This window comes from Nesterenkonia sp. HG001 (genome assembly GCF_034438835.1).
Lineage (GTDB): Bacteria > Actinomycetota > Actinomycetes > Actinomycetales > Micrococcaceae > Nesterenkonia > Nesterenkonia xinjiangensis.
In genome coordinates this window covers 57,134-82,403 of the sequence record NZ_JAOSZD010000004.1, presented here as the reverse complement: position 1 = coordinate 82,403, position 25,270 = coordinate 57,134, and the positions used below count along the sequence as shown (strand labels likewise).

The 25,270-nt window shown below is 68.4% G+C and carries 21 protein-coding genes; 6 read left to right on the top strand and 15 right to left on the bottom strand.

Annotated elements, in window-relative coordinates:
- Nucleotides 1-540, bottom strand: a complete 540-nt coding sequence (locus tag ODE13_RS08000) for a Na(+)/H(+) antiporter subunit C (RefSeq protein ID WP_322478801.1) — start codon at nucleotides 538-540, stop codon at nucleotides 1-3.
- Nucleotides 537-3,566 carry a Na+/H+ antiporter subunit A gene (locus ODE13_RS07995; RefSeq protein WP_322478800.1) on the bottom strand — a complete coding sequence of 1,010 codons (3,030 nt, stop codon included), beginning with the start codon at nucleotides 3,564-3,566 and terminating at the stop codon, nucleotides 537-539. The genes ODE13_RS08000 and ODE13_RS07995 overlap by 4 nt, the downstream gene beginning before the upstream one ends.
- 236 nt (nucleotides 3,567-3,802) lie before the next feature.
- Here ODE13_RS07995 and ODE13_RS07990 point away from each other — a divergent pair, with 236 nt between their 5' ends.
- Nucleotides 3,803-5,194: an MFS transporter gene (locus ODE13_RS07990; protein ID WP_322478799.1), complete on the top strand. Its 1,392-nt coding sequence runs from the start codon at nucleotides 3,803-3,805 to the stop codon at nucleotides 5,192-5,194.
- Nucleotides 5,195-5,399: 205 nt separating this feature from the next.
- Nucleotides 5,400-5,894, top strand: a complete 495-nt coding sequence (locus ODE13_RS07985) for a hypothetical protein (protein WP_322478798.1) — start codon at nucleotides 5,400-5,402, stop codon at nucleotides 5,892-5,894.
- A 152-nt stretch (nucleotides 5,895-6,046) separates the two neighbouring features.
- Here the strand turns inward: ODE13_RS07985 and dcd are convergent, their stop codons facing one another.
- From dcd to ODE13_RS07965, 4 genes are read right to left on the bottom strand one after another with little or no spacing between them, the layout of a single operon-like run.
- Nucleotides 6,047-6,625: a dCTP deaminase gene (gene dcd / locus ODE13_RS07980; protein ID WP_179541792.1), complete on the bottom strand. Its 579-nt coding sequence runs from the start codon at nucleotides 6,623-6,625 to the stop codon at nucleotides 6,047-6,049.
- A gap of 53 nt (nucleotides 6,626-6,678) precedes the next feature.
- Nucleotides 6,679-7,506: a phosphonate ABC transporter, permease protein PhnE gene (gene phnE / locus ODE13_RS07975; RefSeq protein WP_322478797.1), complete on the bottom strand. Its 828-nt coding sequence runs from the start codon at nucleotides 7,504-7,506 to the stop codon at nucleotides 6,679-6,681.
- Nucleotides 7,503-8,321 (bottom strand): phosphonate ABC transporter ATP-binding protein, encoded by an 819-nt coding sequence (locus ODE13_RS07970; protein WP_322478796.1) that lies wholly within the window; start codon nucleotides 8,319-8,321, stop codon nucleotides 7,503-7,505. The genes phnE and ODE13_RS07970 overlap by 4 nt, the downstream gene beginning before the upstream one ends.
- A gap of 59 nt (nucleotides 8,322-8,380) precedes the next feature.
- Nucleotides 8,381-9,313, bottom strand: coding sequence for a PhnD/SsuA/transferrin family substrate-binding protein (locus ODE13_RS07965; protein ID WP_322478795.1), 933 nt, complete (start codon nucleotides 9,311-9,313; stop codon nucleotides 8,381-8,383).
- Nucleotides 9,314-9,574: 261 nt separating this feature from the next.
- Between ODE13_RS07965 and ODE13_RS07960 the strand changes: the two genes are divergently transcribed.
- Both ODE13_RS07960 and ODE13_RS07955 read left to right on the top strand, forming a co-directional pair.
- Entirely contained in the window at nucleotides 9,575-10,021 is a 447-nt protein-coding gene (locus ODE13_RS07960) for an SseB family protein (protein WP_179541789.1), read from the top strand.
- Nucleotides 10,022-10,258: 237 nt separating this feature from the next.
- Nucleotides 10,259-11,218: an AEC family transporter gene (locus ODE13_RS07955; RefSeq protein ID WP_322478794.1), complete on the top strand. Its 960-nt coding sequence runs from the start codon at nucleotides 10,259-10,261 to the stop codon at nucleotides 11,216-11,218.
- A 521-nt stretch (nucleotides 11,219-11,739) separates the two neighbouring features.
- On the opposite strand, the gene ODE13_RS07950 is transcribed toward ODE13_RS07955, so the two are convergent.
- A complete protein-coding gene (locus ODE13_RS07950) occupies nucleotides 11,740-12,114 on the bottom strand; it encodes a hypothetical protein (protein WP_322478793.1) in 375 nt (124 codons plus the stop codon).
- Between ODE13_RS07950 and ODE13_RS07945 the strand changes: the two genes are divergently transcribed.
- Nucleotides 12,103-13,233, top strand: coding sequence for a hypothetical protein (locus ODE13_RS07945; protein ID WP_322478792.1), 1,131 nt, complete (start codon nucleotides 12,103-12,105; stop codon nucleotides 13,231-13,233). The genes ODE13_RS07950 and ODE13_RS07945 overlap by 12 nt on opposite strands.
- A 35-nt stretch (nucleotides 13,234-13,268) precedes the next feature.
- Here the strand turns inward: ODE13_RS07945 and ODE13_RS07940 are convergent, their stop codons facing one another.
- From ODE13_RS07940 to ODE13_RS07905, 8 genes are all read right to left on the bottom strand, one after another.
- Nucleotides 13,269-15,830, bottom strand: coding sequence for an HAD-IC family P-type ATPase (locus ODE13_RS07940; RefSeq protein WP_322478791.1), 2,562 nt, complete (start codon nucleotides 15,828-15,830; stop codon nucleotides 13,269-13,271).
- A gap of 153 nt (nucleotides 15,831-15,983) precedes the next feature.
- A complete protein-coding gene (locus tag ODE13_RS07935) occupies nucleotides 15,984-16,454 on the bottom strand; it encodes an Lrp/AsnC family transcriptional regulator (protein ID WP_322478790.1) in 471 nt (156 codons plus the stop codon).
- A gap of 12 nt (nucleotides 16,455-16,466) precedes the next feature.
- A complete protein-coding gene (locus ODE13_RS07930) occupies nucleotides 16,467-17,339 on the bottom strand; it encodes an ABC transporter permease (protein ID WP_322478789.1) in 873 nt (290 codons plus the stop codon).
- Entirely contained in the window at nucleotides 17,336-18,292 is a 957-nt protein-coding gene (locus ODE13_RS07925) for an ABC transporter permease (RefSeq protein ID WP_322478788.1), read from the bottom strand. The genes ODE13_RS07930 and ODE13_RS07925 overlap by 4 nt, the downstream gene beginning before the upstream one ends.
- Nucleotides 18,292-19,425: an ABC transporter ATP-binding protein gene (locus ODE13_RS07920; protein ID WP_322478787.1), complete on the bottom strand. Its 1,134-nt coding sequence runs from the start codon at nucleotides 19,423-19,425 to the stop codon at nucleotides 18,292-18,294. Before ODE13_RS07920 ends, ODE13_RS07925 begins: the two co-directional genes overlap by 1 nt.
- Nucleotides 19,425-20,651, bottom strand: coding sequence for a spermidine/putrescine ABC transporter substrate-binding protein (locus ODE13_RS07915; RefSeq protein ID WP_322478786.1), 1,227 nt, complete (start codon nucleotides 20,649-20,651; stop codon nucleotides 19,425-19,427). The genes ODE13_RS07920 and ODE13_RS07915 overlap by 1 nt, the downstream gene beginning before the upstream one ends.
- Before the next feature lie 109 nt (nucleotides 20,652-20,760).
- Nucleotides 20,761-22,185, bottom strand: a complete 1,425-nt coding sequence (locus tag ODE13_RS07910) for an FAD-dependent oxidoreductase (RefSeq protein WP_322478785.1) — start codon at nucleotides 22,183-22,185, stop codon at nucleotides 20,761-20,763.
- A gap of 13 nt (nucleotides 22,186-22,198) precedes the next feature.
- Nucleotides 22,199-23,638, bottom strand: a complete 1,440-nt coding sequence (locus ODE13_RS07905; protein WP_322478784.1) for a gamma-aminobutyraldehyde dehydrogenase — start codon at nucleotides 23,636-23,638, stop codon at nucleotides 22,199-22,201.
- A 192-nt stretch (nucleotides 23,639-23,830) separates the two neighbouring features.
- Here ODE13_RS07905 and ODE13_RS07900 point away from each other — a divergent pair, with 192 nt between their 5' ends.
- The gene (locus ODE13_RS07900) at nucleotides 23,831-25,246 is read left to right on the top strand and encodes an aspartate aminotransferase family protein (protein ID WP_322478783.1); all 1,416 of its coding nucleotides are present in this window, start codon (nucleotides 23,831-23,833) and stop codon (nucleotides 25,244-25,246) included.
- Nucleotides 25,247-25,270: the final 24 nt, after the last annotated feature.

The following is a 25,270-nucleotide window of genomic DNA, read 5'->3' as shown; positions in this document are numbered from 1 at the left end:
TCAGCGCCCCGTCCCGTGATCGGGGCGGCCGTCGCCGTCGTCCTCAGGTGTGTGCGCGGAGGCCACCGGAAGGTCCTCGTCCCGACCCGTGCGGGGGTTGAGCAGCCGGGACGTCCCGAGGTCCTCGACGGCGAACTCGGTGGTCTCGGTGGGCACTTCGGAGTCCTCCTCCGGGTCATAGATGGGCTGGGAGGCCACCCGGCGGTCCTCCTCGTCATCGGAGAGCTCATCCTGACGGGCCAGCACCCAGGATCGATAGATCAGCGCGAGCATGAGGCTGACCAGGGCGAAGGCGATCACGATCGCCGTGAGCAGCAGCGCCTGCGGCAACGGGTCGAAGAAGGGTGCGTCGACGTCACCGTCGACCACCAACGGAGAGTCCCCCGCCCGGCCGCCGGTCTGCAGCAGCAGCAGGTTCACGCCGTTGGAGATCAGGATGATGCCCAGCAGCACGCGGGTCAGCGAGCGTTCCAGCAGCAGGTAGATCCCGACGGCGAACATCACGCCCATCAGGATCAGCAGGGTCAGATTCAGCGTCACCGGGCCACCCCCAGGGTCGTCTCGGAGTGGAGTCCGTGCCCGTGGTAGGGGTCGCCCCGCTCGGCGGCGCGGTTCTCCATCTCGGAGCGCACGTCGATCTCGGAGCCCAGGCTGCGCAGGATGTCCAGGATCAGTCCGACCACCACCAGATAGACGCCCACGTCGAACATGATCGCCGAGCCGACGTGATGCTCGCCGAACACCGGCAGGTCCACGTCCAACATGGCGGACTGGAAGATGTGCCCGCCCGCCAGCAGGGACACCAGTCCGGTGGAGCAGGCCAGCGCGAGACCCCAGCCCATCAGGGAGGAGGCGCTGAACGGCACTGCGGCCTCCAGCTCGTAGCGTCCCCCGGCCAGGTAGCGCAGAGTCAGGGCCAGGCCCGCCAGCAGACCACCGGCGAAGCCTCCGCCGGGCAGGTTGTGCCCCGCCAGGAGCAGATACAGCGAGAGCAGGATGATCGCGTGGAACATCAGCCGGGTCACCACTTCGAAGATGATCGAGCGGTGCTCAGGGGCCACCGTGCGTCCTGCCACGAGCCAGGCCTCACGGGCCACTGTGGAGAAGCTCCGGGCCACCCGGATCTCCTTGGCCTGCCGCGGGGTCAGGTTGTCCTCGTTGAGCACCCGGCCCACCGAGCCGGTGGGCACCTCGTGGAGGCTGCGGCGTCGTGCATCCCGGCGCTTGACGAAGATCAGCGAGGCCACCCCGGTGGCCGCGACCGCCAGCACGGTGATCTCTCCGAAGGTGTCCCAGACGCGGATGTCCACCAGTGTGACGTTGACGATGTTGGCGCCCTGACCGACCTCGTAGGCCATCCAGGGGAACTCCTCGGAGATCGGCACCGCCACCCGCGAATCCATGCCGACCGCGAGCGCGCCCATCATGGCCAGCCCGAAGCCGATGCCGAGCACCACACGGCCGATCTTGAACCGTGCCGGATTCTGGGTCCAGATCCCCGCCGGCAGGTTGCGCAGCGCGAGGACGAAGACCACCAGCACGATGGACTCCACCAGCAGCACGGTCAGCGCGAGGTCCGGAGCGCCCTGCAAAGCGAACAGCCCGGCGATGCCGTAGCCGCACAGCGAGACCATCAGCACCGCCATGAAACGCTTGGGCGCCCAGACCGCACCGATCGCGCCGGCGACGATGACCACGGCGAGCACCAGCTGCAGCGGCTGCTCGGCAATGATCCAGCTCTGCGGCACCTGGTGGGCGGTGAACAGCAGCACTCCGGAGACCACCCCGGTGGCGACCGCGATGATGATGAACAGATACCAGGCGAGCGATCCCCGCTGGGTCACCGAGGTCAGCCAGACGGCGACGACGTCGAGCACCTTCACCGAGGAGCGGTAACCGCGTTCAGCGTCGAAGACGGCGGGAGTGCGCTGCTGCAGGCGGCCGAAGCGCTCCCGCACCGCGAACAGCCCCAGGCCGAGCCCCCAGGCCAGCACCGAGAGGCCCAGCACGGGAGTCAGGCCGTGCCACAGCGCCAGGTAGGTGCCGGGGGCACCCTCCGAGACCGGGTGGAAGAGCGAGACGAACGGGTCGATGAGCCGCTGCACCGGAGCCGGCCACAGCGCCAGCAGCACCGTGGCGACGGCCAGCAGCGCCGGGGCGGCGAGGAACACGGCCCCGGCCGGCGCGTGGAAGTGCGTGGTCTCCAGCGGTTCGCCGGTGGCTCCGCGTTTCGTGCCGAAGGCGCCCCACAGGAAGCGTGCCGAATAGGCCACGGTGAGCGCGGAGGCGACGACGACGCCGACCATGACCACCCAGCCCCAGCCCGGGTGGACCTCTGCGTAGCCGTAGAAGGATTCGAAGACGACCTCCTTGGCCACGAAGCCGAACAGCGGGGGCAGGCCCGCCATGGAGGCGACCGAGACCGCGGAGATCCAGAACAGCGCGCGCTGGGTGCGTCCCAGCCCGGAGAGGCGGGTGAGGTCACGGGTGCCGGTCTCATGGTCGATGATGCCGACCACCATGAACAGGGCCGCCTTGAACAGCCCGTGGGCCAGCAGCATGGCCAGCCCGGCCAGGGCGGCGTCCTCGGTGCCCAGGCCGTTGATCATCACCAGGAAGCCCAGCTGGGAGACGGTGCCGTAGGCCAGCACGAGTTTGATGTCGGTCTGCCGCAGCGCCCGCCAGGCTCCCACCAGCATGGTGGCCAGCCCGACGCCGAGCACTGTGGGCATCCACAGGGCGGTCTCGTGGAAACCTGGGGCCATGCGGGCCACCAGGTAGACCCCGGCCTTCACCATGGCGGCGGCGTGCAGGTAGGCCGAGACCGGGGTGGGAGCGGCCATCGCGGCCGGCAGCCAGAAGTGGAAGGGCACCAGCGCAGACTTCGAGAGCGCGCCGACGAGGATCAGGAACAGGGCGACGTCGGCCGCCGTGCCGTGCAGCTGGTCGGCCGAGGCGAGGATCTCGGAGAGCCGGTAGCTGCCGGCGAGCTCGCCCAGCCACAGCAGCCCGACCAGCATGGCCAGGCCGCCGAAGGTGGTCACGACGAGCGCTTGGATCGCTGAGCGGCGCGCCAGGAGGCGATGCGCCGAATAGCCGATCAGCAGGAAGGACAGGACGGTCGTGAGCTCCCAGAAGATGAAGAGCATCACCAGGTCGTCGCTGAGCACCAGGCCGAGCATCGCTGCGGCGAAGGCGAAGAGCTGGCCCGCGAAGGGTCCGGCAGAGGCCTCCGAGGATCGGAAGTAGCGGGCGCAGTAGAGCAGCACCAGCGCACCGACACCGAGGATCAGCAGGGACATGACCAACGCGAGCGCGTCGACCCGGAAGGCGATCTCCACCCCCAGCTCCGGGATCCACTCGGTGATCTCCGACGGCGGGGCGTTCGGCGCCCCGGAGGGAGCCCCCTGATCGGCGCGCAGCACCTGCGGGAGATAGGTCAGCACCCACACCATGGCCAGTGCGCTGATGGCGGCGAGGATGTGGAAGGAGGACCGTCCGAAGCGACGGAACAGCCAGGGCGCCGCGAGGCTCACTGCGAAGAGCACAGCGAGCACCAGCAGCATAAGTGTCCTTCCGCGTCGAGGACCAGGCTGTGCGGCGCGGGATGCTCCACGTCAGCCGCACTGAGGAGGAGTCGTCCCATGTTAACACGGTTGTCCTTTGCTCCCTAAACAGCGTGATTCATTTAAAGAATATTTAATCATTTCGGGAATATTGAACTATTCATCGCGCAGTCATCCGCCATTCGTCCACCGGCGGCCTCCCCGGACGCCGGCCCGACCAGCGATACGATGCGGCTATGACCTCTGCCGTGCACGCTGATGACACCGCCTCCGGCCAGCCGCTGCACAAGCGGGTGATCGCGGCCTGGAGCCTGTGGAGTTGGGGCAATGCCACCGTGAGCGCAGTGATGGTGACCTTCGTCTTCGGCACCTACATCGCTGACGCCGTCGGCCCCGGCGGGCAGGGCACCCAGTACCTGACCACCGCCAACGCGATCGCCGGCGGAATCATCGCGGTGACCGCCCCGGTGATCGGTCAGCGCGCGGACCGGGCCGGGCGCCGTCGGCTGTGGCTGACGATCAACACGTTCATCGTCGTGGGGCTTGTGGCGGCCTGCTTCTTCATCAAGCCGGAGCAGGGGTACCTGGTCCTCGGGGTCACGCTGATGGCCACCATGACGCTGTTCGACGAGCTCGCCAACCTGAACTACAACGCGATGATCACCGACATCGCCGATCACGAGCGCATGGGCCGGGTCTCCGGGATCGGCTGGGGCGCAGGCTACCTGGGCGGAATCGTCATCCTCGCCATCGTCTACTTCGGGCTGGTCGCCGGGGATCCGCCCTACTGGTTCGGGCTGGGTGACGAGGAGGCCATCAACATCCGCATGGTCGCCGTCGTCGCCGCCGCATGGTTCCTGCTATGGGCCCTGCCGCTGCTGTTCACCAACGTCAAGACCGCCGACACCGAGGTGGTCCAGGACAAAGTCTCCATCGCCGAGTCCTACCGTCGGCTGATCCACGTGATCGTCGGCCTCTGGAAGGAGGACCGCAACACCCTGTGGTTCCTGCTCGCCTCAGCGATCTACCGCGACGGCCTCTCCGCGGTGTTCACCTACGGAGCGATCCTGGGCGTGACGGTCTTCGGCTTCACCACCGGGGACATCCTGCTGTTCGGCATCGCCGGCAACATCGCCGCAGCGCTGGGCGCCTTCGCCGGCGGGTGGTTCGACGATCGCATCGGCCCCCGGCAGGTGATCATGACCTGTGTGACCGCCCTGGTGCTCATCGCGGGCGTCATGTACTTCCTCGACGTCGAACGCGACTTCGGACTCTTCGTGCTCGAGCCGACCACCGCGTTCTGGATCCTCGGGCTGGGATTGTGCCTGTTCGTGGGACCGGCCCAGGCGTCGTCACGCGCGTTCCTGGGGCGCCTGGCGCCGCCGTCGCGGGCCGCCGAGCTCTTCGGCCTCTACGCCACCGCGGGGCGCAGCGTCAGCTTCCTCACTCCGGCGCTGATCTCGCTGATCCTGCTCATCTCCAGCGCCGAGGACACCGACGTGCAGCGCGGAGACAAGGCGATCATCCTCGGCGTCGTGACGATCCTGCTGATGGGGCTGGCCGCGATGCTGCTGGTGAAGAACCCCACGGGCCCGGCGAAGATGCGCGAGCATCGCATCCGGAGCTGACTCGAAGCGGCCCCGTCCCGTCGAGTGGGGGATCTGTGTACAGCTAACTCGCCCGAACCGGCCGGCAGGTGTACACAGATCCCCCACTCGGCGGAAATCTCGGCAACTGCCGATGCCCAAGAGGTTCATTGCCATCCCGACTACCTCGTGGTGTCATGGTCGCGCCTGCCCAGACAGTTGCCGGAAGCAAGAGAAAGCGGAGCGCATGCAGGAGTTCCTCTACCACGGACTGCCCAACTGGATCATGGCGATGGCCTCCGTGATCGCCGCCCTCACTGTCGTCATCGCCTATCGGTCATATAAGGACCAACGTCATCAGGTCCACGACACGCTCAGCAAGCAGGTGCGGGCCACATGGGTCACCCAGGACGGAACGTGGGGCGTCATGGTGGAGAACCACACCGGCGATGACATCAGAGAGCTCGAGCTCGCTGTCCAGGGGAAAGGTCCCGAGACCGCCGACGGCGAGCCCCGCACCTGCGTCCTGCGCCGAAGCGGGCTGGGGCCCGGCTCCTACGTGTGGATCTCTGAGAGCAGGTTCAACGAGACATGGTCCCATCCCCGCCTGATCCGCGACGACGAGGTCTGGGAGACGGTCAACAGCAGCAAGATGCGGATCTGCACGATCGAGTACCGGCAGAACGGGCATCGGTTCCACAAGGACGTGGACAACGACCACTTCGACGTGGCCGTGCACTGAAAATCCTGGCCGGGACGCTCGCGCCAGAACTGACCCCCGCCCGTCGAGTGGGGGATCTGTGTACAGCTAACTCGCCCGAACCGGCCGGTAGGTGTACACAATCTCCCCACTCGACGAACAGGTAGGTGCGGAGGGGGTGCGGGACACTCGCCTCAGCGGATGATCGTGCGGTGGAAGTTCTCATGCGACCGCGACGCCGTCGGGCCCCGCTGCCCCTGATAGCGGGACTGGTGTGCGCCGCTGCCGTAGCCGTGGGTTGCCGCCGAGGTCAGGCGGAAGAAGCACAGCTGTCCGATCTTCGAGCCAGGCCACAGCTTGATGGGCAGGGTCGCCATGTTGGACAGCTCGAGCGTCACCTGGCCGGAGAAGCCCGGGTCGATGAATCCGGCGGTGGAGTGGGTCAGCAGACCCAGCCGCCCCAGTGAGGACTTCCCCTCCAGGCGGGCCGCGACGTCGTCGGGCAGGGAGACGGCCTCATAGGTGGCTCCCAGGACGAACTCCCCCGGGTGCAGCACGAACGGCTCGTCCGGGTCGACCTCCACCAGCCGGGTGAGATCGGGCTGCTCCACCGACGGGTCGATATGCGCGTACTTGTGGTTGTCGAACAGCCGGAACATGCGCTCCAGGCGCACGTCGACGCTCGAGGGCTGGATCATGCTCTCGTCGAGCGGATCCAGCTGGATGCGTCCGGCGTCGAGCTCGGCATGGATGTCACGGTCTGAAAGCAGCACGGTGCCAAGGTACCGCACCGGCCCCCGCGCACCCGCGCGGGAGCCGGCACATGTCACACCAGCTGGTCGGCGCCGATCATCCGCCGACGCACCGCCGAGCTGAGACGCTCCGCCACCAGGACCACCACCAGAATCAGGATGATGATGGTGAAGGCGGTGTCGAACTGCCGCATCTGAAACGCCACGTTGAGTTCGACGCCGATACCGCCCGCGCCGACCAGGCCCAACACCACCGCCCCGCGGACAGATTTCTCCAGGCAGTACAGGCTGGTGCCGGTGAAAGAGGCCAGGGAGGCCGGCAGCACCGCCCCGACGACCACGGCAGAGGTCTTCGCCCCCGTGGAGCGCAGGGCGTCCAACGGACCACGATCCACCTCCTCGACGCGTTCGGCGAAGAACCGCCCGGCGAATCCGAGCACATCCACCGCGATCGCCAGGATCCCTGCCAGCGGCCCCAGCCCCACCGAGATCACGAAGATCATCGCCCACACCAGATCAGGCACCGCACGCAGAGTGCTCAGCACCACTCGCACGAGGGCCGCCACCGGCTTCGGCGCGATGTTGCGCGCCGCCAGCAGAGACACCGGGACGCTGAGCAGCACCCCGATCACGGTGCCGATGACGGCGATCTCCAGGGTCTCCCACATCGCTTCACCAAGCTGCGGGGCCCGGTCGAGGTTCGGAGGGAAACCCCGCGAGATGAAGTCCCAGGTGCGAGCCGGAGACCCCCACAGCCTGGACGACTCCACGTCCAGACGCAGCAGGCCATTGACCACCAGGACCAACAGCACGACGAGGACCGCCACGGTCATCCAGCGAGGCCGCCTCCAGCGCGGCGGTGCCTGGACGCCCTCGGGCCGGGTCAGCAGCGGGGCGCTCACGCGTCGACCGCCTCACGGTGAGCCCCCGTCGCCCGGTGCGGGGCTGTGCGTGTGCCGAGGTCCCCGGCCAGTCCCTCATCCTCTCGTTCGGCGGCATAGAGACCGTCCAGCTCGGCGTCGGCGAGGACGGCGATGTCGGCGTCGAGCTCCACCCGACCAGCACGCAGTGCGACCACCCGGCGAGCGTAGTCGCGAGCCAGCGGCAGCTGGTGAAGGGTGCAGACCAGGGTGAGCCGGCGCTCCTCGGCGATCTCCCACAGCAGATCCATCACCGCGCGGCCCGCACGCGGATCCAGGGCCGCGACCGGTTCGTCGGCGAGCACCATCCGGGGCCGCTGCATGAGCATGCGCGCCACAGCGACGCGCTGTCGCTGGCCCCCGGAGAGCTGCTCGGCGCGGCGGCCCGCCACATGGGCCAGCCCGACACGACCCAGGGCCTCCATGGCCTCCTCCCGGAGCTCGGCCCGAGCGGTCATCGCGAACCAGGTCCGGGCAGAGGGCTCGCGGCCCAGCGCCCCATGGACGACGTTCGTGAGCACGCTGAGCTGGTCCACCAGGTTGATGTGCTGGAACACGACGCCGACCTCACGCCGGAGCCCCGACAGCTCGGCGCGACCTGCTCCCCTGACGTCACGTCCCAGGAGGTGCAGGGTTCCCTCGGTGGGCTCGACCAACCGGGTGAGGCACTTCAGCAGGGTGGACTTGCCCGAGCCGTTCGCGCCGAGCAGCACCACCGTCTCACCGGCAGAGATCTCCAGGTCCACACCGTCCAGGGCACGCGTGCCGGTGGCGAACTCCTTGACCAGGCCGCTCACCCGGACAGCCTGACCGGGGCGTGCGGGGGCGGAACGCGGCGCGGGGAGCTGATGCGAGCTCACTGCTCGTCCTCATCCGGCAGGTCGGAGTACTGCTCGAAGCCCGCGGCCTCGAAGGCGGTCCGGGTGGGGTCATAGTCGGCGTCCTCGGCCCTCACGAGCTCGGACTCGAGATACTTGTCGTTCTCCCCGGTCTGCACGATCGCCTCCAGCAGGACTTCCTGATTCTCCTCCAGCTCATCCTGGAGCCAGGCGGTGCAGTCCTGCCCCAGCCCTTCCCGGGCGACGAAAAGGTCATTGGGGAGGTCCGGCCCCTCCTCGAGGAGCACCACGGTGCCCTCCCCCATCTCCTCCTCGATCTCCTCGAAGTCCTTCAGCCCGGTGCCGAGGGCGTCGCCCTCCCCACTGGCGAAGGCCTCGATGCGTGTGGAGTCCAACGGGACCACCTCGACGTCGACACCGGGTTCCAGCCCGGCGGAGACCAGCATCTCCAGTGGCCCCAGGTGCCCAGAGGTGGAGCCCACCTCCTTGGTGATCACCGTGCCGCCCTCGAGGTCGGCGACGGATTCGATCCCCTGATCCGCCCCCGCGACGAGGATGGCCCGATAGTCCGGACGCGTCACCCCGACCACCGGAAGCGCACCTGCCTCCTGCCGCAGGACCACGTACTCGGCGGGCCCGGTCAGCAGCAGGTCGATCTCGTCGAACTCCAGGGCGGTGGCGGCGGCGGTGCGGGAGGAGATCGGGTAGAAGTCCACCTGTTTGCCGGTCGCCTCCTCCAGAGCCACCCGGAAGTCCTCGAACTCCAGGACCAGAGTCTCCAGCCCTTCCACCCCGGTGTCGGAGAAGCGCAACGTGTCGGGGCAAGGGTCCGAGGCGTCGGCGGAACCGGCTTCAGCCTCGGCTTCCGAATCGCAGGCTGTGAGTCCCAAAGATGTCAGGCCCAGTGCGAGGAAAGCAGTCAAGGTGGCTGTGGAGCGTCGTCGTGCCATGGCGTGTAGTGTCACGGTCCTCTCATGTGTGCGGGTGTGATGCGTGCCGCCAGGCGTCCGTCCGGCGACCCCGGTGAATTCTTGTCACCCGACATGACGGGCCTGGTGAGTCGAGGTGAACACCGGCCCAAGGGAAGATGACGATGCTCACACCGGCGCAGACCGGAAGCGCCGTCGGCCTCGGACCGAGGCCGACGGCGCCTGAGGCCGAGCCCGCGGCCCTGCCTTGCATTCCGCCGCTGGACGTGATCGCGTGGACGGATGAGCGAGACTCCTCAGAACCCCGATGCCCAGACTCCCGACGAGACCCCCGAGGGCGAGCAGCTGCCCGACCTGCGCGACACCCTGGTGGCCGGCAGGGACGGCAACGCCCAGCCCAGCGAGATCATCCGCGCCTTCCTCACCTCCACCGTGTACTTCCTGAGTGCGGAGGAGGTCACCCCGGAGACGGGTTCGGTGAACCCTCTGACCCTGCAGGACAGCGAGGGCAACCCGCTGATCGCCCTGTTCTCCGGAACCGATCTGGTCCCCGCTGAGTATGCCGAGCACGCCCCTCACGCCGTGGACGCCCCCGGCGTGGCCGTGGTGCAGTCGCTCGCCGGCGCAGGCATCATCATCGATGCCGGCCAGGAGCACGGCTTCCAGATCTCTGCCGAAGGTGTGGACCGCATCCGCGAGGACTTCCTGGGCCCCGTCGACGGGCAGTGACCCCCGGGCGGAGGTCACGTCCCCGCCGCTGAGCTGATCCGTGCCCCGGGCCTGATCTCACGGTCAGGCCGGTTTCGTCATGCCTGCGTCACTCCACGTCCCTGTCTGCCAGGATCGGCCCGCCAGGAGTAGAGTCGTCTCCGAGTTCGGTCCGGTGCGGTCGTCGACGTCGGCTGCGACGCCTGTCATGGCGTGGGACCGGACGGCGCCGGCACGCAGACGACCAGGGGGCGAGACATGGAGGCGGTCTTCTCAGGCTTCTCCGTCATCTGGATCATCATCGGCGTGGGCTTCATCATCGGGAAGCTGGGGCTGCTCGGCCCCGAATCCCGGGTGATCCTCAGCCGGGTGGCCTTTTTCGTCGCCTCCCCCTGCCTCCTCTTCCTCACCGTCTCCGATGCCTCGCTGGCCGAGGTGCTGGGCCCCCAGTTCGCGATCGCCGCCCTGGGGGCCTTCTCGACTCTGCTGATCTACCTGGTCCTGGCCAGGCTGGTGATGAAGCGTCGACCCGGATCGGAACGGATGATCGGCGGTATGAGCGCCTCGCTGGTGAACTCGGCGAACCTCGGATTCCCGATCGCGGCCTATGTGCTGGGCGACGTCGCCTTCGCCGCCCCGATCATCATGTTCCAGCTGGCGTTCTACACCCCGGTCTATGTGACCGCGATGGACTGGCTGACTCGGGGCCAGGGCACCACCACGAAGGTGCGCCCGGCGAAGTACACCTCCACGCTGCGCAGCCTGGGCCAGTCGGCCGTGAACCCGATGATCATCGGCGCCGCGCTCGGGCTGCTGTTCTCCTGGCAGGGCTGGGTGCTGCCCGGACCGATGCTCGAGTCCGTGGAGCTGATCGCCGGGGCCTCCATCCCGCTGATGCTGCTCTCCTTCGGTCTCTCCCTGGTGGGCAGCCGGCCGTTGGACAAGAAGGCCGGAAGGCGCGGCGACGTGCTGCTGGCCTCCTCCCTGAAACTTGTGCTGCATCCGGTGCTCGCGTGGCTCTTCGCCGCCGTCCTGTTCGGCATGTCCGGCCACCAGCTGCTGGCGGCCGTGGTCATGGCCTCCCTCCCGACCGCGCAGAACGTCCTGGTCAGCGCCATCCGCTATGAGTCCGGTGAAGTGATCGCCCGTGACACCGTCCTGGTGACCACGATCCTGGCGATCCCCGCGATGATCGCCGTCTCGCTGATCCTGATGTGACCGTCCTCGTGCTCCGCCGATCTGCACCGGGTTTGTGAGATCGCACCCTGAACGTACGCGGTGCGATCTCACAAACCCGGTGCAGATCACCTGGGGACAGACGGCGATCACGGCGATCACCGCGAGGTCCGGTTGCTAGGCTGAGGCAGACGCCGGGAGCGGGCCGTGCCAGCAGCCCGAACGACGAGTCGAACGACGAGGGACAGCATTCCATGAGCCAGCAGGGACACGACGACGGCGCCCACACCGGCGGACGGCGCGAGCATCCGAGAAGCCCCGACCAGGACAGCAGCGGGGCCTCGGCGAGCTCGCCGGCGACGCCCGCCGGGCCCGAGAGCTTCGGCGCCGTGCAGCGTGGCGGGGGCAGACCGGCTCCCGGCACCCCCGGCCCAGGACCTGCTGGCCCGACCCCGGGCGCCGGCACCCCCCGAGCGGGCGGACCCGCGCAGGGAGGCGCCGGGCAGGGCGCTCCCGGACACGGTGCACCGGGACACAGTGAACCTGGACACAGTGCACCGGGCCTAGGCGTACCCGGGCCGGTCGGGCCGCATCAGGGCGGACCCCCGCAAAGCCGTCCCGGGCAGCCGTATCCGCCGGCTCCCTTCCACCCTGGCCCGCAGGGACCCGGCCCTCGCTGGACCGGTGAGCCCGGCCAGCCCCCGCACGGCCAGGCTCCGCACGGCCAGCCCCCGCACGGTCAGGCCCATCAGGGGGGCCCGTACCCCGGCTTCATCCCCGGCCAGCCCGGCGCCCACCCGGCGCACCACGGCCCCGGCCAGCCGGGCGCCCACGCGCAGGCGAAGCGGAAGGGCGGTGTCGCCTGGGCCGGCTGGAGCACGGGACTGGTGCTCGCGGTGGTCGCCAGCGGCATCGGCATCTGGCAGGTGGATGAGCACGTCTACTCCACTGAGGCGATCGCCGAGAACTATTGGGAGGCCCTGCGCGCCGGCGACGGCTCGACCGCCGTTGGCATGTTCTCCTCGCTGCCGGAGCTCAACGCCGCCGCGCCCCAGGCCCAGAGCGTCGTGCTCTCTGCTGCTGACGAGGACGAGGGCCCCGCAGACGAGGACTCCACCGACGAAGATCCTGGCGAAAGCCCCGACGAGGACACAGGCGACGACTCAGACGAGCCCGCCACCGAGGATGAGGCCGGCGACACCGACGAAGACACCGACGACGGCACCGAAGAAGACGCCGACACCGACGAGGTCCCTGACGAGGACCGGCTCGCGCTGGGCTCCGTGGACTCGGTGCTGCTCGACGGCGAGGCTCTCCGCCACTCCGCGGGGCAGCTCGAGGGCCTGTCGATCACCGAGCGCAGCGACGGCGCGGACCTCGCCTTCACGGTGGACGGCGAGCCCCACGAGACCCACGTCCCGATGAGTCGGGAGGGCAGCAGCTGGCTCTTCTTCGACGACTGGAAGCTCGAACCCGAGGCGCTGACCGAAGTGCAGCTCTCCGTGCCGGCCGCCGAGCTCGGGGGCATCGGGCAGATCGAGGTCAACGAGCAGCCGGTCAACCTACATGAGGACGGCGCCACCCTGGCCGCCTTCGTGCCGAGCGTCATCGACGTCGACATCGACAGCGACTGGCTCAGCGGTTCCGCCCGCGAGGTCGTCGTCGCCGACGGCGAGCACAGCGTGGAGATCGATCTGGAGGCCTCCGAGACCGCCGCCCAGCTGCTGCACGACGAGGTCGAGGAGTACCTCACCAGCTGCGCGGACCAGCAGGTGCTCATGCCCAGCGGCTGCCCCATGGGCGTGCAGACGCCCAACTCCGTGGACGCGAGCACCATCTCCTGGGAGATGCCCGACACCGCGGACATCGCGCTGACCTTCGACGACGACGGCTGGTCGGTCACCGGAGCCTCGAGCCTCAGCGCCACGGTGACCTTCGAATCACTGGACCACTTCGACGGTGACGAGCTCGATGAGAGCCACGACATCAGCTTCGGCCTGGACATACAGGTCAGCGCCAGCGGCGAGGACCTGGTGGTCTCCGTCATCGGCGACTGACGACAGCCCCTCCCCCAGACGACAGTGGGTCCGCCTCAGGCGGTGTTCTCCGAGTGCACCGGATCCAGCGGGTCCAGATCCACCTTCTTCTCATGCCACCGGTGCCCCAGCTCGATCAGCCCGGAACCGACCACCGCGGCCACGAACGCCACCGCCAGCAGCTCCGCGCTGGGCATGGCGAACAGGTGGTACTGCTGGGAGATGGGCACCAGCAGGGCCGCGGCCAGCAACGCATACATCGAGGCGATGAGGATGGTCCGCGCGGCGGTCAGCGGACGCAGCGCCACGGTGAGCACCCAGAGCCCCACCGCCGTCAGGCACAGAGTCGAAGCCGTCTGCACCCCCGCGGCCGGCTCGTGCAGGTGCCGGCCCGCGGCGCTGACCGCGACCACCGCCAGGCATATCCCCACCGAAGCGGGGATGGAGAACAGCACGGATCGCCGCAGGAACCCGGGGCGGTAGCGGCGCGCATTGGGCAGCAGCGCCAGGAAGAACGCCGGGCAACCGATCATCAGGAAGTCCACGGTGGAGAACTGGCGCGGCAGGAACGGGAACTGCCAGAACATCAGCCCGAAGAAGAGCCCCAGGATGATCGCATAGGCGGTCTTGGTGAGGAACAGGTGCGCCACCCGTTCGGTGTTGGCGATGACCTTGCGCCCCTCGGCCAGCACCTTCGGCAGACGGTCGAACCGGCCGTCGAGCAGCACCATCCGAGAGACCGCCTTGGTGGCCGGGGCGCCGTTGCCCATGGCGATGCCGAGATCGGCCTTCTTCATCGCCAGGGCGTCGTTGATCCCGTCGCCGGTCATCGCCACCACGTGGCCGTTGGCCTGGAGCGCCTCCACCATCGTGCGCTTCTGTTCCGGGGAGACCCTCCCGAACACAGAGTGGGTGGCCAACGCCGAACGCATGGCCTCCGGATCCTCGGGCAGCCGGGAGGCGTCGACACCGTCGCCGTCCACCCGCATGCCCACCTCACGAGCCACGGCCGAGACGGTGCGCGGGCTGTCCCCAGAGATGACCTTCAGCGCCACGTTCTGCTCACCGAAGAACTCCAAGGTGGCGCGGGCGTCCGCCCGGACGCTCTCCTTGAACGTCAGCAGAGCGACCGGAACGAGCCCGTCCGGCAGCCTCTCCCCACGGCCCAGCGGCCCGGTGGCACCGTCGAGGATCGGTCCGTCCAGCGGTGCGCGGGCCAGGATCATGGTGCGCAGCCCGCCGGCGGCGACAGCCTCAGTGTGGCTGAGCAGCTGCTCCGCCCGCACCGACGCGGCCACATGCGGGGAGAGCAGGATGTCCGGGGCGCCGAGCACCCAGTGCCCGGCGAGCTCGCCGGCGTCGTCGGCGAACGTCACCGCGGACCAGCGACGGGCCGACGAGAACTGGACCTGGAAGGCGGCGTGATGGCGCGGAAGGGCGGAGAACGGCATCTTCAGCGCCGCCGCCGTCGGGTTGGCGTACTGGTCCGCCCCGTACCAGGCGAGCACCTGCTGCCACGGGGCGGTGCCCTCCAGAGCGGTCGAGGACGGGTCCTGCTGAGCGACGGTGGGCAGGCCACGGGCGTCCAGCGGTGCGGCGCCGTGGAAGACGATGCTGCCGTCGGTGAGCGTGCCGGTCTTGTCCAGGCAGACGACGTCCACCCGTGCGAGGATCTCCACGGCCGGCTGCTCCTGGATGAGGACCTTGTCCTGAGCGAGCCTCAGCGCCGCGACGGCGAAGGCGATCGTGGTCATCAGCGCCAGGCCCTGCGGGATCATCGCGGTCACCGAAGACACGGCGGTGACCATGGCCTCGCGCCACTCCCCGGTGCGCCAGGCCTCGCTCCATCCGCCGAAGGCCTGCATCTGGCCGTTGAAGACGATGGCGGTGATCGGCAGCAGCACCATGGAGAGCCAGAACGCGACCTGCTCCAGGGCCCGGCGCAGCTCCGAGTTGATCTTCTGGTACCGCTTCGCCTCGGTGGCCAGCTTCACCGCGTGGGCGTCGTCGCCCACCGCGGTGACCACGAAGCGGCACGTACCGGCCAGCACCGCGGTGCCGGAGAGCACGATGTCGTCCCGGCGTTTGGGGACCGCGTCCGACTCCCCGGTGAGCATGGACTCGTCCACATCCAGCCCGGAGGAGGAGATCACCACCCCGTCGGCGGGAACCTGATCGCCGCGGCGAAGCTCGACGACGTCGTCGAGGACGATCTGCTCGCGGTGGATCTCCACCAGGAGCCTGTCACGCAGCACCCGGACGCTGTCCTGGTGCAGCAGGGCGATGGCGTCCAGCTTCCGCTTGGCCGAGTACTCCTGGACCAGGCCGATGATGACGTTGGCGACCGCGGCGATGGCGAACAGCAGGTCCAGCCAGCGTCCCAGGATGATGATCACCAGGGCGCAGACCCCGATGATCAGGTTGAACAGGGTCATCAGGTGGGTGCGGAGGATCTCCGCGATGGAGCGTGAGGTGGTGTGCGGCTGGACGTTGGACAGCTGGAGGCGCTGTCGTTCGGCCACCTGCATCGAGCTCAGACCCTGTTCCTCCAGGACAGCAGGGTCGACGGCGGACCGGAGTTCCGCGGGGTCGCGGACGTCGGTCTTCTCAGCGGCCACGTGCTCCGTCCTTGTCGAGGTGGTGCGGGAGGCCCCCGCAGCCGGGATGCCTCGGCCCATTCTAGAGGCGGCACCCGCACCTGCCCTCAGCCCAGAGGAGGAGATGCTCCGCACATGCCGCGGCCGCCGCAGCACCCCCAGCGCGCCGACGGCTCAGCGCACTCCCCAGGTGTAGGTCTGCTTGCGCAGACTCAGATACATGAACGTCTCCGTGCCCACCACACCGTCGATGGCGCGGATCCGCTGGGAGACGATCTCCAGCAGATGGTCATCGTCCTCGCAGACGACCTCCACCAGCAGGTCGAAGCCGCCGGCGGTGATCACCACGTAGTCGACCTCGTCATAGGAGCCGAGCTCCTCCGCCACGGGTTCGAGCTCGCCCACCACTTTGATGCCGATCATCGCCTGCCGGGGGAAGCCCAGCTCCAGGGGGTTCGTCACCGCCACGATCTGGATGACGCCCAGATCCTGCAGACGGTGCACCCGGTGGCGCACGGCGGCCTCTGAGAGGCCCACCGCTTTCCCGATGGAGGCGAAGGAACGTCGGCCGTCCTGCTGCAGCAGCTCGATGATGGACTTGTTCACGTCGTCGATCTCAGCTGCGCGAGTCTTGTTCCTGGACATGTGTCAAGCCTTTCACAGCGCCGCCCAGCGCCTGTTCCGCCAGTAGCGCCACAGTTGGACGCCGAGGACCAGGGCGATGGCTCCGAAGAACATCGCCGAGCCGAGCACGTTCACCTCCGCCGGGATGCCGCGCCGGGCGGCGACGTAGGCATACTGCGGGAACGTGGTGAAAGCCCCGGAGTTGAAGTTCGCCACGATGAAGTCATCGAAGCTGATCGCGAAGCTCAGCAGCGCCGCTGCCGCGATCCCGGGGATCAGCAGCGGGAACGTGACCCGCCAGAATGCGGTGCGTCCGGAGGCGTAGAGGTCCGCGGCCGCTTCCTCCAGGGCCGGGTCCAAGGTCGCGATCCGCGCCCGGATGGCCACCACCACGAAGGAGATGCAGAACATGATGTGCGACAGCACCGTGGTGCCCATGCCCAGCTGGACCCCAAGGTTGAGGAACTGCGAGAGCAGCGAGGCTCCCAGCACGACCTCCGGAGTGGCCAGCGGCAGGAAGATCAGCAGGTTCGCCGACCCGGCGAAGCGGAACCGGTAGCGCTCCAGCCCGAAGGCGATCATGGTCCCCAGCACAGTGGCCACCACTGTGGCGATGACCGCCACGTTGAGCGAGTTCACGAACGCCTCGCACAGCTGGGAGGGCCGGCACGGGTCCTGCCAGTTGGCGAGGGTGAAGCCTCGCCAGGTCAGGTTGGTCCGGCCGGCGTCGTTGAAGGAGAACACGAAGATGTAGGCGATCGGGACCAGCAGGTAGAGGAAGGCCAGCCCGCCGATGACCGGCACGAACCACCGGCCGACGTCGAACCCGCGCCTGCTGCGCGGGGTGGGCCCGCTCTGATCGATGCTCACCGGCGCCGCGGTGCTCACGGGCTGCTGGGTGCTCATACGATCTCCTTCGTCCCGAACCGGCGCACGTACAGCGTGACCAGGATCAGGATGATCCCCATCAGCACTGCCGAGAGCGCGGCGGCCGAGGGATAGTCCGCCGCGTGGAAGAACCGCGAATCGACGATCTGACCCACGGTGGTGGTGTCCACGTTGTTGCCCAGCATCACTGCGTTCACATAATCGCCGGAGGCAGGGATGAAGGTCAGGATGGTCCCGGCCATCACCCCGGGCATGGACAGCGGCAGGGTCACGCGCAGAAAGGTCTGGAGCCCGCCGGCGTAGAGGTCCCCGCCCGCCTCGATGAGCCGGGTGTCCAGCCGTTCCAGGTTGGCGTAGATCGGCAGCGTCATCAGCGGCAGGTACAGATAGGTCATGCCGGCGACGACGGAGAGCGCCGTGGCGGTGAGCCGCCCGTCCTCAGGGAGCACGGAGATCGCCTTGAGGAACCCGACCACCCAGCTCTCGTCAGAGAGGATGAATCGCCAGGACTGCACCCGCAGGATGAAGCTGGAGAAGAAGGGCGCGATGATGACCACCAGCAGCAGGCCCTGGAGCAGGGGACGGCCGCGCAGCCGAACCGCCACCAAGTAGGCCATGGGGTAGCCGATGCACAGAGCGGCGACGGTGGCGATCAGCGCGAAGGCGAAGGAGCGCACGAAGGTGTCCCCATAGGTGCTCATCACCTGGGCATAGGTGGCCACATTGAATCCGGGCACGAACTCCCCGGCGACTGCGCCCTCGGGCTGGGTGTAGAGGGACATCGCCAGCATGGAGAAGACCGGCACCACGAAGAAGATCGCGATGAAGGCGAACCCGGGAATGACCAGCAGCATGCCGAGCCGGCCCCGTGTCCGCCAGGTGCGCTGCTCCTCGGCGGACCGTTCAGGAATCGAAGCTGGATCGACATGCTCCCGCGGCGTGGTGAGCTCCTCGGCCGCTTTCAAGCTCATCACAGCTCCTCGACTCCGGCGCCCGTGTCGGAGCCCCCGGCCAGGCCGAAGAGGTTGGCGTCGTCCCACCACAGGTCGACCGAGGTCCCTGCCGCGAGCACTTCCGTCCGCAGGTTCTGCGAGAAGACGGTCAGGGGCCCGGCTCCGGGCAGCTCCACCTCGTACTCCGTGGAGACCCCGGTGTAGGAGGTGGCGCTCACGCGTCCCCCGGTGACACAGGTCCAGCCGGCCCGGTCTCCGGAGGGCTGCTCCCCTGCCCGGGAGAGGACGATCTTCTCCGGACGGATCCCCACGATGATGCTTCCCTCGTGCTGCACGGCGCGCTCGGCGGCCAGGCTGCAGGAGGTGTCTCCGAACCGGATGGTCAGGTCACGGGAGGAGGCGGAGCCACCCAGCACCTCGGCCTCGAAAAGATTGGACTTGCCCAGGAAGTTCGCCACGAACGCGGTCCGCGGCAGGTCATAGAGCTCGCCCGGAGGTCCGATCTGCTCGATGCGCCCCGCGTTCATCACGGCCACGGTGTCGGCCATGGTCAGGGCCTCCTCCTGGTCGTGCGTGACGTGGATGAAAGTGATCCCGACCTCCTCCTGGATGTGCTTCAGCTCGATCTGCATCTGCCGGCGCAGCTTCATGTCCAGGGCACCCAGCGGTTCGTCCAGGAGCAGGACGTGGGGCCGATTGACGACAGCCCGGGCCAGGGCGACGCGCTGCTGCTGGCCTCCGGAGAGCTGCGCCGGACGCCGCTGGGCCAGGTGCCCCAGCTCGACCAGGTCGAGGACCTTCCGGGCGCGGTCGAGCGCGTCAGGGACCTTCTTGCGCTTGGGCCCGAAAGCGACGTTCTCCAGGACGCTCAGGTGGGGGAACAGCGCGTAGCTCTGGAAGACGGTGTTGACCTCCCGCTGATGGGCCTTCGTGCCGGTGACATCCTCCTCCCCGATGAAGACCTTCCCGCGGGTGGGGTGCTCCAGGCCGGCGATCATCCGCAGTGTGGTGGACTTGCCGCAGCCGCTGGGGCCCAGCAGGGCGAAGAAGCTTCCCGCCGGGACGTGCAGCGCGAGATCCTCGACAGCGGTGTATCCGCCGAACAGCTTGGTGATCCCTCGGAGATCGAGGTCTTTGCCGGTAGGAGTCATCAGTTTCCGATCACCGCCTGGAACATGTCGGTGAACTCGGCTTCCTCATCCGTGTCCATGCCGCGGATGATGTGGAGGTTCTCCTGCATCTCCTCGGTGGGGAAGATCAGCGGGTCCTCGGCCAGCTCCGGGTCGATGGCCTCCATCGCCTCCTGGGCCCCCTGGACCGGGCAGACGAAGTTGACATAGGCCGCCACCTCGGCGGCGATCTCGGGATCGAGGTAGAAGTTCATCAGCCGCTCGGCGTTGGACTTGTGCTCGGCCCCGTTGGGGATGAGCAGGTTGTCCGACCACAGCGTGCCGCCGGCCTCGGGGAGGGCGAAGTCCCAGCGGTCGCCCTCCTCCAGGTTCAGCTGAGTGATGTCCCCGGACCAGCCCATCACGGCCAGCGCGTCCCCGGAGACCAGGTCCTCCATGTAGGCGTTGCCCCGCACCTGCCTGATCTGCCCGCTGCTGATGCCCTCCTCCAGGACCTCCAGCGCGGACTCGAAGTCGGCGGCGTCGAAGCTGGTGATGTCGGCGCCTTGGTCGAGCATGATCAGCGACATGGTGTCGCGCCATTCGTCGAGGACCACCACACGTCCGCGCAGGTCCGGATTCGTGAGCAGGTCCGTGACCGTGTGCACTCCGTCCGGGACGGCCTCCCTGTTCCAGGCGAGGCCGGTCATCCCGGACTGCCAGGTGATCGAATGCCGACGCTCCGGGTCGAAGCCGACGTCCTGCAGACCCGGGAGGAGGTTCTCCAGATGAGGGATGTTGCCGTGGTCCAGCTCTCGGACCTGTCCGGCGGCGATGATCCTGCCGGCCATCCAGTCGGTGAAGGTGATGAGGTCCTGACCGAAGTTCTGGCCCTGACGGAGCTGGTTCTGGATGGTCCCGTAGTAGCTCTCGTTGCCGTCGATGTCCTCCGCGTAGGTGACGCCGATCCCGGTCTCCTCCTGGAACCTGTCCAGGGTGGGGTAGCTGCCGGAGTCGCCGTCGTAGTCCAGGTAGAGGCTCCAGTTCGCCCAGAAGAGCTCCATGGTCTCCTCGGAGAGGTCCTCTGCGGGCCCGTCGTCCGTCGTCGTGGTGCCGCCGGTGCCGCAGGCGGTCAGCGCCCCCAGCAGTCCGGCGGCGCCGGCGCCGACCATCAGATGGCGACGGGACATCCGGCGGCTGGCCTGCTGGGAGCGGACCAGTGACCGGATCATCGGATCCGGGGGAAGGGGCGTCTGACGACGGGTCATGGGGTCCTCCTCAGGGTGGTGGTGCAGCGGTGCGGTGCAATGCGGTGATGTGATGGTCCGGTGATGGTGCGGGGTCGAGCTGCTGTGGTGGTGACGATGTCGCGGCGGCTCACGAGTCGAAGCCCAGCCCTAGGCGGTCCAGGGCGCGGAGCCAGAGGTTCTTCCGACCTGTCCGGTCCTCGCGGACCCGTGCCCAGGTGGTGATCCTGATGCCGATCCAGGCCAGCGGCTCCGGCGGGAACGGGAGCGGCCGCCTCCGGACCATCTCCAGCTGGGTGCGCTCCGTCCGACGCCTCTCCAGGAGGTCCAGCATCACCTCTGCGGCGAATCGAGAGGCGCCGACGCCGAGACCGGTGAACCCGGTGGCGTAGACGGTCCGGTCCCCGTGCGCACGCCCGAACAGCGCGCAGAACTGGGTGGAGGTGTCGATCACCCCGGCCCACCGGTGGGTGAAGCGGATCCCCTCGAGCTGCGGGAACGTCTGGGCGAAGTGGTCGGCGAGCTTCTGGTAGGTCCTGGGCCTGTCGAGGTGCTCCTGCTGGATCGAGCGCCCGAAGTGATAGATCACGTCATAGCCGCCCCAGAGGATCCTGCGGTCCGGCGTGATGCGGTAGTAGTGGAACTGGTTGCCCGCATCGGCCACACCGACCGCAGGATCCCAGCGGATCGCGGCCAGCTGCTCATCGGTGAGCGGCTCCGTGGCCAGCACATAGTCATAGACGGGCACCGTCTCCCAGCGGGCCCGCAGATGTCTCCACGAACGGCCCAGGGGATTCGGGAAGGCGTTGGTCGCCAGCACCACGCGTCCCGCGGTGACCGAGGCCTTCCCCTGCGGCGTGCTCAGGCGCGCCTCCACCCCGCCTGGAGCACCGGCGGAGGAGCGGCGGATCGACTCCAGACGGCTGTGCTCACTGATCGTCACGCCGTGCGACTCCGCCGCCTCGGCCAGTCCCCAGGCCAGCCGGGCGGGGTCCACGACCGCGCAGCTGTCGGGATCGAGGCGGCCGGCCAGATAGGTGGGAGAGTCCACGTGCTGACGGACGGCGTCGACGTCGAGGAATCCCGGTGTGCCGGGCTCGAAGGCCTCGACCTCATGGGGGCGGGTGGCCACGCTGAGCGCTCCTCCACGCAGGAAGCCGCAGTCGATCCCGTAGCGCTCCACCGTCTCCTGGATCTCGTCGAGGTTCTCCAGGCCCAGCCGCTCCAGGGTCTCGTACTCCTGGGGCCAGCGGCTGCGCCCATTCTCCTCGCCGTGGGTCAGGCTCGCCTCGCAGAACCCGCCGTTGCGGCCGGTGGCGTGCTCGGCGAGGCGATCCGCCTCGACCAGCAGAACCCGAGTGCCCGGCGAACGCTCCACCGCCCGGAGTGCGGTCCACAGCCCGGTGAAGCCCCCGCCGACGACGAGCAGGTCGACCTGCGCACCGTCCTGGGCAGCAGAGCGGGGCGCCGGGCGCTGCTCGGTGTCCAGCCACAGCGGGGCCAGCTTCGCGCCCTCCAGCGCCTGACGTCCCCAGTCCGTCGTCCTGGTCTCCACGGCGTTCCCCGTCCTACTCACCGTCTCCGATGAAGCTCATGACGTGCTTGATCCGGGTGTAGTCCTCCAGGCCGTACATCGAGAGGTCCTTGCCGTAGCCGGAGTGCTTGAAGCCGCCGTGGGGCATCTCGGAGAGGTAGGGGATATGGGTGTTGATCCACACGCAGCCGAAGTCGAGCTCACGGGAGGCGCGCATCGCGCGGCCGTGGTCGCTGGTCCACACGCTGGAGGCGAGGCCGTACTGGACGTCGTTGGCCATGGTCAGCGCCTCCTTCTCCGTCGAGAAGCTCTGGACGGTGATCACCGGCCCGAAGACCTCCTCCTGGATGAGCTCGTCGTCCTGCGCGAGCCCGGCCAGAACGGTGGGTGCGTAGAAGTAGCCGACGTCCCCCACCCGGTGTCCGCCGGTGACCAGCTGCACGTGCTCCGGGCGGGAGGCGACCTTCTCAGTGACCTTGGCCAGCTGGTCCGCGTTGTTCAGCGGGCAGACGTCGGCGCCCTCGTCATCGGGGCCGCCGACGGTGGCGCTCTCCGCCTGCTGCTTCAGCGCGGCGAGGAACTCGTCATGGATGGACTCGTGGACCAGCACCCGGGTGGCGGCGGTGCAGTCCTGCCCGGCGTTGAAGTAGCCGGCGGCGGCGATCCCCTCGGCCGCTGAGGCGATGTCGGCATCGTCGTGGACGATGACCGGCGCCTTGCCGCCGAGCTCGAGGTGGACTTTCTTGAGGTCCTGGGCGGCGGCCTGGGCTACCTGCATCCCGGCGCGGACGGAGCCGGTGATGGCGACCATCGCCGGGGTGTCGTGGGCGACCAGGGCGCGGCCGGTGTCCCGGTCGCCGCAGATCACGTTGAAGACGCCCGGCGGGAGGATCTCAGCACAGATCTCGGCGAACAGGGTGGATGTCGCCGGGGTGATGTCGCTGGGCTTGAGCACGATGGTGTTGCCTGCAGCCAGTGCCGGCGCGACCTTCCAGATGAGCATCGGCAGCGGATAGTTCCACGGGGTCACCTGCCCGACGACGCCCACCGGCTCCCGACGCACGAAGGAGGTGTGGTCCTCCATGTACTCCGCGGCGGCCTTCCCTTCCAAGAGGCGCCCGGCGCCGGCGAAGAACCGGAAGTGGTCGATGTTCATCGGCATCTCTTCGGCGGCCGTCAGATGCTTCGGCTTCCCCGTGTCCTGGCACTCGGCGTCGACGAACTCGTCGAAGCGCGCCTGCAGGGCGTCGGCGATCTTCAGCAGGGCCTCACCGCGCTCCCTGGGTGTCACCCGCTTCCAGGTCTCGAAGGCGCGAGCCGCTGCGGAGTAGGCGCGGTCGACGTCCTCGGCGCCGGAGAGCGGCGCCCGGGCGTAGACCTCCCCCAGGTGCGGAGCGACGACGTCGTAGGTCGCCCCCGACGCGGCGGGGACCTTCTCACCGTCGACCACGTTGAAGAACTCCGTCAGTGCCATCCTTGGCCTCCTTCTCTTGCCCGGCGTCGTCACCCCGGGCGTCTGATGTGATCTTGATCACTGGCGCCTACGCTACATGGGATGTACGGATCAAGCCCAGCATTAGTCTGTGAACAACTGATTTCGTTGTTGAAACAGATCTTTTTCGCTGATTCTCTTGAATGAGGGACGTGGCCGGTGCACCATGGTGAGATGACTCGACCCCCTCTGCCGCAGGATGAGACGACTCGCCTCCAGACCGCCGCGACACGGCATCTCTGGATGCACTTCACCCGGCACGGATCCTCACCCGATGACCACGTGCCGATCATGGTGCGTGGCGAAGGGGTCCACCTCTGGGACGCCCAGGGCAGGCGGTACATCGACGGACTGGCCGGCCTGTTCACCTCTCAGCTGGGACACGGACGCCGGGATCTCGCCGAGGCGGCGGCGGCGCAGACCACCGAGCTGGAGTTCATGCCGCTGTGGTCCTACGCCCACCCGCCGGCCATCGAGCTCGCCGAGCGCCTGGCCCAGCTCGCCCCCGGAGACCTGAACCGCGTGTTCTTCACCAACAGCGGCAGCGAAGCGGTGGAGACGGCCTGGAAGCTGGCCAAGAACTACTTCCGCCTCACCGGCAGGCCGACCAAGCACAAGGTGATCAGCCGTGCGACGGCTTATCACGGCACCACCCATGGCGCGCTGTCCATCACCGGCATCGCCGGACTCAAGCAGGACTTCGAGCCCCTGGTCCCCAGCACGGTGCACGTCAGCAACACCAACGCCTACCGCGCCGCCGAGCTCACCGCGGGAGCCCTGGAGGTCCAGGACCAGCAGAGTCTCGAGCGGTTCGGCCTCTGGGCGGCGGACCAGATCGCCCTGGCGATCGAGGCGCAGGGGCCGGACACCGTGGCCGCGGTCTTCCTGGAGCCTGTCCAGAATGCCGGCGGCTGCTTCCCTCCCCCGCCCGGATACTTCCAGCGCGTCCGCGAGATCTGCGACGAGCACGACGTGCTGCTCGTCTCCGACGAGGTCATCTGCGCCTTCGGACGGCTGGGGCACATGTTCGGCGCCGAGCACTTCGATTATCAGCCGGACATGATCACCACCGCCAAGGGCATCACCTCCGGCTATGCGCCCCTGGGCGCGGTCCTCGCCTCGGACCGGCTGATGGAGCCGTTCCTGGAGCCCGGCGCGATGTTCGGCCACGGCTACACCTTCGGCGGGCACCCGGTCTCCACCGCCGTCGGCCTCAAGAACCTGGAGATCTTCGAGGAGGAGAAGGTCCTCGAGCACGTGCAGCAGAACGCCGGGGCCTTCCGCAGCACCTTGGAGAAGCTGCTCGACCTGCCGATCGTCGGAGACGTCCGCGGGGAGGGGTTCTTCTACGGGATCGAGCTGGTCAAGGACAAGAGCACGCGGGCCAGCTTCAGCGCTGAGGAGTGCGAGCGGATCCTCTACGGATTCATCTCCAAGAAGCTCTTCGCCGAGGGCCTCTACTGCCGGGCCGACGACCGTGGCGACCCCGTCATCCAGCTCAGCCCTCCGCTGATCGCCACCACCGAGGACCTCGAGGAGATCGAGCAGATCCTGCGCAGCGTCCTCAGCGAGGCGTGGAGCCTGATCTGATCCGTGGACCGGCTGGCCAGGGAA